The organism is Pseudomonas sp. SP16.1, assembly GCF_052682975.1.
Genome location: NZ_JBQYFZ010000001.1, coordinates 4,778,828 through 4,789,423 on the forward strand (window position 1 = coordinate 4,778,828; position 10,596 = coordinate 4,789,423).

Below are 10,596 nucleotides of genomic sequence, written 5' to 3' on the forward strand. Positions count from 1 at the left end.
GCAGCAGGCAGGTCTAGACCGCTGGCGCCCCGTGCGCCAACGCCAGCAAGGGTTGCCGCAATGCCTGCTCATCGCAGTTGGGCCCGGCGCCGCCGCGATCCACCACCAGGAAGCGGCCGGGGCGCTCGAGGCACAGCAGCGGGTGGTGCCAGGTGCCGCGGGCGTAGTTGACGCCCTGATCCGGGGCGCTGACGAAGGCGCGGATCTGCGACTCGTCCAGCTCGCCGGGCGGAGCGACGACGATCAGCATGCATGCGCCGTCCACCGGGTAGAAGGCCTGGCTGCCCAGCGGGTGGCGTTCGAGCAGGCGGATCTCGATGGGCGCGTGCCAGGCCTGGCCCTCGAACAGGCTCAGCAGCACCCGCGATGCGTCCCCGGCCGTCTCGATGCGGGCCAGGTCGTGGTAGCGGGTGGTGGTGCCGGCGTTGATCGCAAAGGATGTGGCGCCGGCCGTTTCGATCACCTCGCCAAATGGCGCGAAGGCTTCGCGGGTCAGCGGCTCGACGCGCAGCGGCAGGGGCGCCGGCGCGTTCACAGGTGCACCGAACCGATGAAATTGCGCAGTTCCTCGGTTTTCGGCGTGGCGAACAGCGCCTTGGGATCGCCGATCTCGTGCACCTTGCCCTGGTGCATGAACACCAGCTTGTCGCCGACTTCGCGGGCGAAGCGCATCTCGTGGGTGACCATGATCAGGGTCATACCCTCGCTGGCCAGCTGCTTGACCACCGCCAGCACTTCGTTGACCAGCTCGGGGTCGAGCGCCGAGGTGATCTCGTCGCACAGCAGCACCCTGGGCGACATGGCCAGGGCGCGGGCGATGGCCACGCGCTGCTGCTGGCCGCCGGACAGGCGTTCGGGGTAGGCGTCGAACTTTTCCGCCAGACCGACCCGTTCGAGCATCTGCCGGGCGAGCTTCTCGGCCTCTGCGCGCGGCGTCTTCTTCACCACCTGCGGCGCCAGCATGACGTTTTCGCCGACGCTCAGGTGCGGGAACAGGTTGAACTGCTGGAACACCATGCCGACCTTCTGCCGCAGGCTGCGCAGGTCGGCGCGGGCGGCGTCGAGGTACTCGCCGTCCACTTCGATCACCCCCTCGTTGATCGACTCCAGGCCGTTCAAGGCGCGCAGCAGGGTGCTCTTGCCCGAGCCGCTGCGGCCGATGATGGCGACCACTTCGCCTTCTTCGACCTTGAGGTCGATGCCCTTGAGCACGTGGTTTTCGCCGTAGTGCTTGTGCAGGGCGGTGACGTTAAGCAGTGACATTCAGCCTCCTTTCCAGGCGGTATGCAGCGAGCGAGAGCGGGTAGCAGAGCAGGAAGTAACCCAGGGCGACGAAGCCGTAGACCATGAACGGCTCGAAAGTAGCGTTGGCCAGCATGCTGCCGGTCTTGGTCAGCTCGGTGAAGCCGATGATCGAGGTCACCGCGGTGCCCTTGACCACCTGTACCGAGAAGCCGACGGTGGGCGCCACGGCGATGCGCAGCGCCTGCGGCAGGACGACGTGGCGCAGGCATTCCAGGCGAGTCATGGCCAGGCTCTCGGCCGCCTCCCACTGGCCGCGGCCGATGGCCTCGACGCAGCCGCGCCAGATCTCGGCGAGGAAGGCGCTGGTGAACAGGGTCAGCGCGGCGGCGGCGGCCAGCCAGGGCGATACGTCGATACCGAGCAGGGCGATGCCGAAGAACACCAGGAACAGCTGCATCAACAGCGGCGTGCCCTGGAACAGTTCGATGTAGCCCTTGGCCAAAAGGCGCGGTACCCGTAGCGGGGCGATACGCGCCAGCAGCACCAGCAGGCCGGCGATGCCGCCGCAGACGAAGGCCACCAGCGACAGCAACAGCGTCCACTGCAGGCCGGTGAGCAGGTTGCGCAGGATGTCCCAGAGGGTGAAGTCCATCAGCGCTCTCCCATGACGAAGCGCCGGCCGACCCAGGCCAGCAGCTGGCGAATCAGGATGGCCATGACCAAGTAGAGCAGGGTGGTGAGCAGGTAGGTCTCGAAGGCGCGGAAGTTGCGCGACTGGATGAAGTTGGCGGCGAACGACAGCTCCTCGGTGGAGATCTGCGAGCACACCGCCGAGCCGAGCATGACGATGATGATCTGGCTCGACAGTGCCGGCCACACCTTGCCCAGCGCCGGGCGCAGCACCACGTGGCGGAAGCTCTCGAAGCGGCTCATGGCCAGTGCCGCCGCGGCTTCCAGCTGGCCGTGGGGAATCGCCTGGATGCCGGCGCGGATGATCTCCGTGGAGTAGGCGCCGAGGTTGATCACCATGGCCAGCACCGCGGCTTCCCATTCGCTCAGGCGTACGCCGAGCGAGGGCAGGCCGAAGAAGATGAAGAACAGCTGGACGATGAAGGGCGTGTTGCGGATCAGCTCCACGTAGACGCCGAACAGGCGGTCGAACGGACGGATGCGCCAGGCGCGCAGTATCGCCCCGACTATGCCCAGGCCGACGCCAAGCACTGTGCCGACGGCGGTCAGGCCGAGGGTGAAGGCCGCGCCCTGCAGCAGCAGGTCGGACTGTTGCAGGACGGCGGCGAAGTCGAACTGGTAGGCCATGGCTCAGCGCTCCGCGCGGCTCAGAGGCCGGCCGGCAGCGGCTGCTTCAGCCACTTCTGGCTGATCGCCTCGAGGCTGCCGTCGGCCTTGGCGGCGGCGATGACGGCATTGACCTTGTCCAGCAACGCGGCCTGGTTCTTGTTCACGCCGACGTAGACCGGCGAGTCCTTGAGCTTGAGTTTCATGCTCGGAATGCGCTTGGGATTGCGTTCGGCGATGGCCACCATCACCACGTTGCCGCTGGCGATCAGCTCGACCTGGCCGGACAGGTAGGCGGCGATGGTCGAGTTGTTGTCCTCGAAGCGCTTGATGGTGGCGTCTTGCGGCGCGACCTTGCTCAGCTCGATGTCCTCGATGGAGCCGCGGGTGACGCTGATGGTCTTGCCGGCCAGGTCGTCGAGGCTGGCGATGGCGGCGTCCTCCGGGCCGAACACGCCGAGGTAGAAGGGCGCATAGGCGGCGGAGAAGTCGATCACCGCTTCACGCTCGGGGTTCTTGCCGAGGCTGGAGATCACCAGGTCGACCTTGCCGGTGGTGAGGAAGGGAATGCGGTTGGTGCTGTTGACCGGGGTCAGCTCCAGCTTCACCGCCAGCTTGTCGGCCAAGAGCTGTGCGGTGTCGATATCCAGGCCGCGCGGCTGCAGGTCCGGGCCGACCGAGCCGAACGGCGGGAAATCCTGCGGCACGGCGACTTTCAGCACGCCGGCCTTGCTGATGTCGTCGAGCGCATCGGCGTGAACGGTGCTGGCGCCGAAGGCCAGGGCGGCGAACAGGGTACCCAGCAGGGTGCGGTGAAATGTGCGCATGTCGAACTCCCGATGAATGAACGAAAAACTGCAGCGTTTTGCCTGGCTCGTGCAGTGCATTGCCTGTGCCAAATTCAATGAAATCAGGGCCTGCATCGCTGCAGGCGAGAGGAAACAAGGTCTTACTGGTCTGAACAGTTGGCGTATCTGACCAGTCGGTCAGAGGGGTTCCTGTGCCATCTCGGTGCGTTCCCGTGGCGGGCTGTTCCACATGGGGGCGTCGCTTGCCTGGAGTGGGCATCTGGCCGTACAAAGGCGCCTCCACTGGACTGACCGGCCCGAACAGCCATGCACGCTTCTGCCCCCCGCGCGGTACCCGAGTACGCCTTGCAGGCGATCCGTCAGCTGATCGAGAGCGAGGGCTATCGCCCGGGCGATGCGCTGCCGTCGCAGCGCGACCTGGCCGAACGCCTGGGGGTCAGCCGCGCCTCGTTGCGCGAGGCGCTGTCGTCGCTCAGCGCGCTGGGGTTGGTCAGCGTGCAGGCCGGCAAGGGCGTGTTCGTGCAGGAGCCGGCCAAGGGCGAGGCGGCCGGCGCTTTCGTCTGGCCCTTCGCCGCGCAGGTGTCGGCGGCCGACACCTTCCAGCTGCGCTTCGCCCTGGAGGGCTTCGCCTGCGGCCTGGCGGCCGGGGTGCTGACCGCGCAGGAGCTGGACCTGCTCGAAGACAACGTCGAGCAGATGCGCCGCGAGCTGCGCGCCGAGGACTTCGAGCGGGCGGCGCGGCTGGACTTCGAGTTTCACCAGCGCATTCTCGCCGCCAGCGGCAACCAGGCGATGTTCGCGCTGGTGGCCTCCAGCGCCGAGATCTTCCTGGAAAGCCAGAAGCTGCCGTTCATCCGCCCGGAGCGGGCGATGGAGACCTGGCAGGAGCACCGCAAGATCCTCAAGGCCCTGGCGCGGCATGCCGCGGGCCCGGCGCAGAAGGCCATGCAGCAGCATATCCGCGCCGCCGCACTGCGTACCGGCATCGCCTTCGCCACCCTGGGCGATTGAGGCGTATGCTGCGGGCCCATTGAGAGGCTCAATCGTCCGCGCCTTTCGGTGTCACTCAAGCCGGGCTATGATGACGCCACTTTTTTGCTTCCGAATTACGGAGACTGCTCATGAGCGAATTCATCACCAACGTCAGCGATGCCAGCTTCGACCAGGACGTGATCCAGGCCGAAGGTCCGGTTCTGGTCGACTACTGGGCTGAGTGGTGCGGCCCGTGCAAGATGATCGCCCCGGTGCTGGACGAGATCGCCAAGGACTACCAGGGCAAGCTCAAGGTGTGCAAGCTGAACATCGACGAGAACCAGGAAACCCCGCCGAAGTACGGCGTGCGCGGTATCCCGACCCTGATGCTGTTCAAGAACGGCAACGTCGAGGCGACCAAGGTCGGCGCCCTGTCCAAGTCGCAACTGGCGGCCTTCCTCGACAGCAATATCTGAGTTGGAAACTGTAGGGTGGATGACGCTTCTTTCATCCACCACTGGCGACGTCATGGTGGATCGGTGAAGCGTGATCCACCCTACGCAGCCCTTCGAAGGCCCCGCATATCGCGGGGTTTTTCGTTTTTCGGGCTAGACGCTGTTTTTTCACGGTGTTAAATTCGGCCTCGCTGCATTTCCTATGCAGCCCTCTGCATGCCGTCGCCGATTCATTCCTATACGAACTCGTTCGCGATCCTGTCGCCTTCCCTGCGGCGCGGCCTCTCAAGCTAACAGCTTTCTTCCCCTCTCGATGATCACGTCATTCCTATGAATCTGACCGAACTCAAGCAAAAGCCGATTGCCGAACTGCTGGACATGGCCGAACAGATGGGCCTGGAAAACATGGCCCGTTCGCGCAAGCAGGACATCATCTTCGCCCTGCTGAAAAAGCATGCCAAAAGCGGCGAGGAAATTTCCGGTGACGGCGTGCTGGAGATTCTCCAGGACGGTTTCGGCTTCCTCCGCTCTGCCGACTCCTCCTACCTGGCCGGCCCGGACGACATCTACGTCTCGCCCAGCCAGATCCGCCGCTTCAACCTGCGTACCGGCGACACCATTGTCGGCAAGATCCGCCCGCCGAAGGAAGGCGAGCGTTACTTCGCCCTGCTCAAGGTCGACAGCATCAACTTCGACCGCCCCGAAAACGCCAAGAACAAGATCCTGTTCGAGAACCTGACGCCGCTGTTCCCGACCAAGCGCCTGACCATGGAAGCCGGTAACGGCTCCACCGAGGACATCACCGGCCGGGTGATCGACCTCTGCGCGCCGATCGGCAAGGGCCAGCGCGGCCTGATCGTCGCCCCGCCGAAAGCGGGCAAAACCATCATGCTGCAGAACATCGCCAGCAACATCACCCGCAACAACCCCGAGGCGCACCTGATCGTCCTGCTGATCGACGAGCGTCCGGAAGAAGTGACCGAGATGCAGCGCACCGTGCGCGGCGAAGTGGTCGCCTCCACCTTCGACGAGCCGCCGACCCGCCACGTGCAGGTCGCCGAGATGGTGATCGAGAAGGCCAAGCGCCTGGTCGAGCACAAGAAGGACGTGGTCATCCTGCTCGACTCCATCACCCGTCTGGCGCGCGCCTACAACACCGTGATCCCCAGCTCCGGCAAGGTGCTCACCGGCGGTGTCGACGCCCACGCCCTGGAGAAGCCGAAGCGCTTCTTCGGCGCCGCGCGCAACATCGAGGAAGGCGGTTCGCTGACCATCCTCGCCACCGCGCTGATCGAAACCGGCTCGAAGATGGACGAGGTGATCTACGAGGAATTCAAGGGCACCGGCAACATGGAGCTGATCCTCGATCGCCGCGTCTCCGAGAAGCGCGTGTTCCCGGCGATCAACATCAACAAGTCCGGCACCCGTCGCGAAGAACTGCTGACCGGCGAGGAAGAGCTGTCGCGCATGTGGATCCTGCGCAAGTTGCTGCACCCGATGGACGAGATCGCCGCCATCGAGTTCCTCATCGACAAGCTCAAGGCGACCAAGACCAACGACGAGTTCTTCCTGTCGATGAAGCGCAAGTAAGCGTCGCGTCTTGCCACCAGGCCGGGGAAACCCGGCCTTTTGCTGTCCGCTTCCCGCCGCGGCTTCTGAAAGCCCGACTTCGGCGCTAAACTTTGCGGCCACCCACGCCCGCCCGACACGAGGCTACCGCATGCAGTATCGCGACCTGCGCGATTTCATCCGCGAACTGGAACAGCGCGGCGAACTCAAGCGCATCCAGACCCCGGTTTCGCCGATCCTGGAAATGACCGAAATCTGCGACCGCACCCTGCGCAAGGGCGGCCCGGCGCTGCTGTTCGAGAAGCCCACCGGCTTCGACGTGCCGGTGCTCGGCAACCTGTTCGGCACACCCAAGCGTGTGGCCCTCGGCATGGGCGCCGAGGACGTCAGCGAGCTGCGCGAGATCGGCAAGCTGCTGGCCTTTCTCAAGGAGCCGGAGCCGCCCAAGGGCCTCAAGGATGCCTGGAGCAAGCTGCCGATCTTCAAGAAGGTCATTGCCATGGCGCCCAAGGTGGTCAAGGACGCGCCCTGCCACGAGGTGATCGAGGAGGGCGACGACGTCGACCTGGGCAAGTTGCCGATCCAGCACTGCTGGCCGGGCGACGTGGCGCCGCTGATCACCTGGGGCCTGACCATCACCAAGGGGCCGAACAAGGAGCGGCAGAACCTCGGCATCTACCGCCAGCAGGTGATCGGCCGCAACAAGGTGATCATGCGCTGGCTCAGCCACCGTGGCGGCGCGCTGGACTACCGCGACTGGTGCCAGAAGCATCCGGACCAGCCCTACCCGGTGTGCGTGGCCCTCGGCGCGGACCCGGCCACCATCCTCGGCGCGGTCACACCGGTGCCCGATACCCTGTCCGAATACGCCTTCGCCGGCCTGCTGCGCGGCCATCGCACCGAGCTGGTCAAGGCGCGCGGTAGCGAGCTGCAGGTGCCGGCCAGTGCCGAGATCGTGCTGGAGGGCGTGATCCATCCGGGCGAGACCGCGCCGGAAGGCCCCTATGGCGACCACACCGGCTACTACAACGAGGTCGACACCTTCCCGGTGTTCACCGTCGAGCGCATCACCCGCCGGCGCGAGCCGATCTACCACAGCACCTACACCGGGCGGCCGCCGGATGAGCCGGCGATCCTCGGCGTGGCGCTGAACGAGGTGTTCGTGCCGATCCTGCAGAAGCAGTTCCCGGAGATCACCGACTTCTACCTGCCGCCGGAAGGCTGCTCCTACCGCATGGCAGTGGTGACCATGAAGAAGCAGTACCCGGGCCACGCCAAGCGCGTGATGCTCGGTGTGTGGTCGTTTTTGCGACAGTTCATGTACACCAAGTTCGTTATCGTCACCGACGACGACATCGACGCACGGGACTGGAACGACGTGATCTGGGCGATTACCACGCGCATGGACCCCAAGCGCGACACGGTGATGATCGACAACACGCCGATCGACTACCTCGACTTCGCCTCGCCGGTCTCCGGCCTGGGCTCGAAGATGGGCCTGGATGCCACCCACAAGTGGCCGGGCGAGACCAGTCGCGAATGGGGCCGGGTGATCGAGAAGGATGCGGCCGTGGTGGCGCGCGTCGACGCACTTTGGGGTGAGCTGGGAATCGATTGATGAACGTCACCCTGCAACCTTCCGGCCTGACCCTCGCCCTGCAGCCGGGCGAGCGTATCCTCGACGGCGCCCGCCGTCTCGGCTACGACTGCCCGCAGAGCTGCCGCAACGGCAACTGCCATATCTGCGCGGCCTTGCTGGTCGAGGGGCGAGTGCGGCAGAACGGCGTCGAGCTGGATCATGGCGAGTTCTTCACCTGCCTGGCCGAGCCGCTGCAAGACTGCGTGCTGCACTGGGACGGCGTGCTGGCCCCGGGCGAGCTGCCGGTGCGCGAACTCAGCTGCCAGCTGATCGAGTGCCAGGACGTCGGCGGCGACGTGTTCCGTGTGCGCCTGCGCACCCCGGCCGGCAAGGCGCCGCGCTATCACGCCGGGCAATACCTGCTGCTGCAGCGGCACGACGGCGAGATGGCGGCGTTTTCCCTGGCTTCGGCGCCGCACTGCGGCCGCGAGCTGGAACTGCACATCCTGGTGCGCGACGACAATACCCGGGCGCTGATCGCCCATCTGCGCGAGCAGGGTTTGGCCCGCGTGCAGCTGCCGTTCGGCGACACCCACCTGGCCGAGCTGCCGGACGGGCCGCTGGTGCTGATCGCCGCCGGCACCGGCATGGCGCAGATGCACAGCCTGATCGAGCACTGCCGCGCCGCCGGCTTCTCCCATCCGGTGCACCTGTACTGGGGCGCGCGCCGGCCCGAGGATTTCTACGAGCTGCCGCACTGGAGCGACTGGCAGCGTCTGGACAACCTGCACCTGCATCAGGTGGTCAGCGATTCCGGCGTCTGGGCGGGGCGCAGCGGCCTGCTGCACCAGGCGGTGCGCGAGGACTTCCCCGACCTCAAGGCGCTGCACGTCTACGCCAGCGGCTCGCCGGCGATGGTCTACGCCACGCTGGATGCGCTGGTCGAAGCCGGCATGGACGCCCACCAGATGCGCGCCGACGTATTCGCCTACGCGCCAAGAGGCTGAATTGAAAAAGCCGCCCCAGGGCGGCTTTGCTCATGCCGGCGTGCGCACCGAGTCAGGCTCGGTGCGCATAGCGCACCCTACCGAACCTGCACCACCACCTTGCCCACCGCCTTGCGTTGGCCGAGGGCGTCGATCGCTTCGCCGCCCCGCGCCAACGGGAAGCTCTGCGACACCAGCGGTTTGAGTTTGCCTTCGGCGTGCCAGGCGAACAGCTGCTGGAAGTTGGCGGCGTTGTCCTGCGGTTGGCGCTGGGCGAAGGAGCCCCAGAACACGCCCACCAGCGACGCACCCTTGAGCAGCGGCAGGTTGGCCGGCAGCGCCGGAATGCCGCCGCCGGCGGCGAAGCCGACCACCAGGAAGCGGCCGTTCCAGGCGATGCTGCGGAAGGCTTCCTCGAACAGCGCGCCGCCCACCGGGTCGTAGATCACGTCGACGCCCTGGCCGCCGGTGAGCTTCTTCACCTCGTCTTTCAGGCTCTGCTCGCTGTAGTTGATCAGCTCGTCGGCGCCGGCCTGGCGTGCCACCTCCAGCTTCTCGGCGCTGCTCGCCGCGGCGATCACCCTGGCGCCCATGGCCTTGCCGATTTCCACCGCCGCCAGGCCGACGCCGCCGGAGGCGCCGAGCACCAGCAGGGTCTCGCCGGGCTTGAGGCCCGCGCGCTGCCTGAGCGCGTGCATCGAGGTGCCGTAGGTCATGCCGAAGGCGGCCGCGGTGGTCAGGTCCATGCTCTTGGGCACCGGCAGCACGTTGTAGGCCGGCACCGCCACTTCCTCGGCGAAACCGCCCCAGCCGGTCAGCGCCATCACCCGATCACCGGCGCGCAGGTGGCTGACCTTCTCGCCCACTGCCTTGACCACGCCGGCCGCCTCGCCGCCCGGGGCGAAGGGGAAGGGCGGCTTGAACTGGTACTTACCCTCGATGATCAGGGTGTCGGGGAAGTTGACCCCGGCGGCGTGAACCTCGATCAGCACTTCGCTCTTTTTCGGCTCGGGGCTGGCGATGTCTTCCAGGACCAGGGTTTCGGCGGGGCCGAAGGCTTTGCACAGCAGGGCTTTCATAAGTTTTATTCCTCTCACGGGGTGCCCAGCAGTGTAGGAGCGGGCTGCGCCGGGTCAACGAGCATGCCCGCCCCTGATGGGGCGGCATAAGCCTTGGGCGCCGGCGTGCGGATGGCTATGCTAGGCGCATCCCCGATGGAGAGACTGCCCGTGAGAGCTTTGAGCGTCCTGTTGCTGAGTTTGTCGCTGTGCCTGCCCACCCTGGCCGAAGAGGAGCAGGAGGAGGCGCCGCAAACCCTCTACTACAACCTGGTGCCGTCGCTGATCGGCAACCTCGCCGACGACGGCGCCCGCCTGAAGTTCTTCAAGGCCGACGTGGCGTTGCGCGTCACCGGTAGCGAGGCAGAGGCGCGGATCAAGCACCACGACCCGCTGATCCGTCACCAGCTGGTGCTGCTGTTCTCGGCCCAGACCAGTGACAGCATCAACGCCCCCGACGGCCGCGAGACGTTACGCCAGGAGGCACTCAAGCAGGTGCAGCAGGCGATCGATGCCGAGGAAGGCGAGCCGATCGTCGAAGACCTGCTGTTCAACAACCTGATCATTCAGTAGCGCTGTCAGGCCTGTAGCGCGAATGCAATGCGGGGATGCCCGCTGAGGGCTCGC

The 10,596-nt window shown here is 66.1% G+C and carries 12 protein-coding genes; 6 read left to right on the plus strand and 6 right to left on the minus strand.

Annotated elements, in window-relative coordinates:
- Nucleotides 1–13: 13 nt before the first annotated feature.
- Genes ACUTAF_RS22555 through ACUTAF_RS22575 form a run of 5 tightly spaced genes read right to left on the minus strand, consistent with a single transcriptional unit; the run spans nucleotide 14 to nucleotide 3,368 of the window.
- Nucleotides 14–535: an ureidoglycolate lyase gene (locus ACUTAF_RS22555; protein WP_445582057.1), complete on the minus strand. Its 522-nt coding sequence runs from the start codon at nucleotides 533–535 to the stop codon at nucleotides 14–16.
- Nucleotides 532–1,263, minus strand: coding sequence for an amino acid ABC transporter ATP-binding protein (locus tag ACUTAF_RS22560; protein WP_445582058.1), 732 nt, complete (start codon nucleotides 1,261–1,263; stop codon nucleotides 532–534). The genes ACUTAF_RS22555 and ACUTAF_RS22560 overlap by 4 nt, the downstream gene beginning before the upstream one ends.
- Nucleotides 1,250–1,897 carry an amino acid ABC transporter permease gene (locus ACUTAF_RS22565; RefSeq protein WP_445582059.1) on the minus strand — a complete coding sequence of 216 codons (648 nt, stop codon included), beginning with the start codon at nucleotides 1,895–1,897 and terminating at the stop codon, nucleotides 1,250–1,252. Before ACUTAF_RS22565 ends, ACUTAF_RS22560 begins: the two co-directional genes overlap by 14 nt.
- The gene (locus ACUTAF_RS22570; protein WP_445582060.1) at nucleotides 1,897–2,562 is read right to left on the minus strand and encodes an amino acid ABC transporter permease; all 666 of its coding nucleotides are present in this window, start codon (nucleotides 2,560–2,562) and stop codon (nucleotides 1,897–1,899) included. Before ACUTAF_RS22570 ends, ACUTAF_RS22565 begins: the two co-directional genes overlap by 1 nt.
- Before the next feature lie 20 nt (nucleotides 2,563–2,582).
- Nucleotides 2,583–3,368 (minus strand): transporter substrate-binding domain-containing protein, encoded by a 786-nt coding sequence (locus tag ACUTAF_RS22575; RefSeq protein WP_021443364.1) that lies wholly within the window; start codon nucleotides 3,366–3,368, stop codon nucleotides 2,583–2,585.
- 288 nt (nucleotides 3,369–3,656) lie between these two features.
- On the opposite strand from ACUTAF_RS22575, the gene ACUTAF_RS22580 reads away from it, so the two are divergent.
- The 5 genes from ACUTAF_RS22580 to ACUTAF_RS22600 all read left to right on the plus strand — a co-directional run bounded on the left by ACUTAF_RS22580 (nucleotide 3,657) and on the right by ACUTAF_RS22600 (nucleotide 8,932).
- The gene (locus ACUTAF_RS22580) at nucleotides 3,657–4,361 is read left to right on the plus strand and encodes a FadR/GntR family transcriptional regulator (protein WP_445582061.1); all 705 of its coding nucleotides are present in this window, start codon (nucleotides 3,657–3,659) and stop codon (nucleotides 4,359–4,361) included.
- Nucleotides 4,362–4,471: 110 nt separating this feature from the next.
- On the plus strand, nucleotides 4,472–4,798 hold the full coding sequence (gene trxA / locus ACUTAF_RS22585; RefSeq protein WP_445582062.1) for a thioredoxin TrxA: 327 nt from the start codon (nucleotides 4,472–4,474) through the stop codon (nucleotides 4,796–4,798).
- Between the two features lie 309 nt (nucleotides 4,799–5,107).
- Nucleotides 5,108–6,367: a transcription termination factor Rho gene (rho, locus tag ACUTAF_RS22590; RefSeq protein ID WP_445582063.1), complete on the plus strand. Its 1,260-nt coding sequence runs from the start codon at nucleotides 5,108–5,110 to the stop codon at nucleotides 6,365–6,367.
- 130 nt (nucleotides 6,368–6,497) lie between these two features.
- Complete coding sequence (gene ubiD, locus ACUTAF_RS22595) at nucleotides 6,498–7,964, plus strand: 4-hydroxy-3-polyprenylbenzoate decarboxylase (RefSeq protein ID WP_445582064.1); 1,467 nt, start codon at nucleotides 6,498–6,500, stop codon at nucleotides 7,962–7,964.
- Nucleotides 7,964–8,932 (plus strand): CDP-6-deoxy-delta-3,4-glucoseen reductase, encoded by a 969-nt coding sequence (locus tag ACUTAF_RS22600; protein ID WP_445582065.1) that lies wholly within the window; start codon nucleotides 7,964–7,966, stop codon nucleotides 8,930–8,932. The genes ubiD and ACUTAF_RS22600 overlap by 1 nt, the downstream gene beginning before the upstream one ends.
- A 77-nt stretch (nucleotides 8,933–9,009) precedes the next feature.
- Here the strand turns inward: ACUTAF_RS22600 and ACUTAF_RS22605 are convergent, their stop codons facing one another.
- Nucleotides 9,010–9,990 (minus strand): NADPH:quinone oxidoreductase family protein, encoded by a 981-nt coding sequence (locus ACUTAF_RS22605; protein ID WP_445582066.1) that lies wholly within the window; start codon nucleotides 9,988–9,990, stop codon nucleotides 9,010–9,012.
- 150 nt (nucleotides 9,991–10,140) lie between these two features.
- Here ACUTAF_RS22605 and ACUTAF_RS22610 point away from each other — a divergent pair, with 150 nt between their 5' ends.
- Complete coding sequence (locus tag ACUTAF_RS22610) at nucleotides 10,141–10,542, plus strand: flagellar basal body-associated FliL family protein (protein WP_445582067.1); 402 nt, start codon at nucleotides 10,141–10,143, stop codon at nucleotides 10,540–10,542.
- Nucleotides 10,543–10,596 lie beyond the last annotated feature (54 nt).

Coding starts and splice junctions, on each gene's coding strand:
- ACUTAF_RS22560 (WP_445582058.1), bottom strand. CDS start 1,263: ATGTCACTGCTTAACGTCACCGCCCTGCACAAGCACTACGGCGAAAAC.
- ACUTAF_RS22565 (WP_445582059.1), bottom strand. CDS start 1,897: ATGGACTTCACCCTCTGGGACATCCTGCGCAACCTGCTCACCGGCCTG.
- ACUTAF_RS22570 (WP_445582060.1), bottom strand. CDS start 2,562: ATGGCCTACCAGTTCGACTTCGCCGCCGTCCTGCAACAGTCCGACCTG.
- ACUTAF_RS22575 (WP_021443364.1), bottom strand. CDS start 3,368: ATGCGCACATTTCACCGCACCCTGCTGGGTACCCTGTTCGCCGCCCTG.
- ACUTAF_RS22580 (WP_445582061.1), top strand. CDS start 3,657: ATGCACGCTTCTGCCCCCCGCGCGGTACCCGAGTACGCCTTGCAGGCG.
- trxA (WP_445582062.1), top strand. CDS start 4,472: ATGAGCGAATTCATCACCAACGTCAGCGATGCCAGCTTCGACCAGGAC.
- rho (WP_445582063.1), top strand. CDS start 5,108: ATGAATCTGACCGAACTCAAGCAAAAGCCGATTGCCGAACTGCTGGAC.
- ubiD (WP_445582064.1), top strand. CDS start 6,498: ATGCAGTATCGCGACCTGCGCGATTTCATCCGCGAACTGGAACAGCGC.
- ACUTAF_RS22600 (WP_445582065.1), top strand. CDS start 7,964: ATGAACGTCACCCTGCAACCTTCCGGCCTGACCCTCGCCCTGCAGCCG.
- ACUTAF_RS22605 (WP_445582066.1), bottom strand. CDS start 9,990: ATGAAAGCCCTGCTGTGCAAAGCCTTCGGCCCCGCCGAAACCCTGGTC.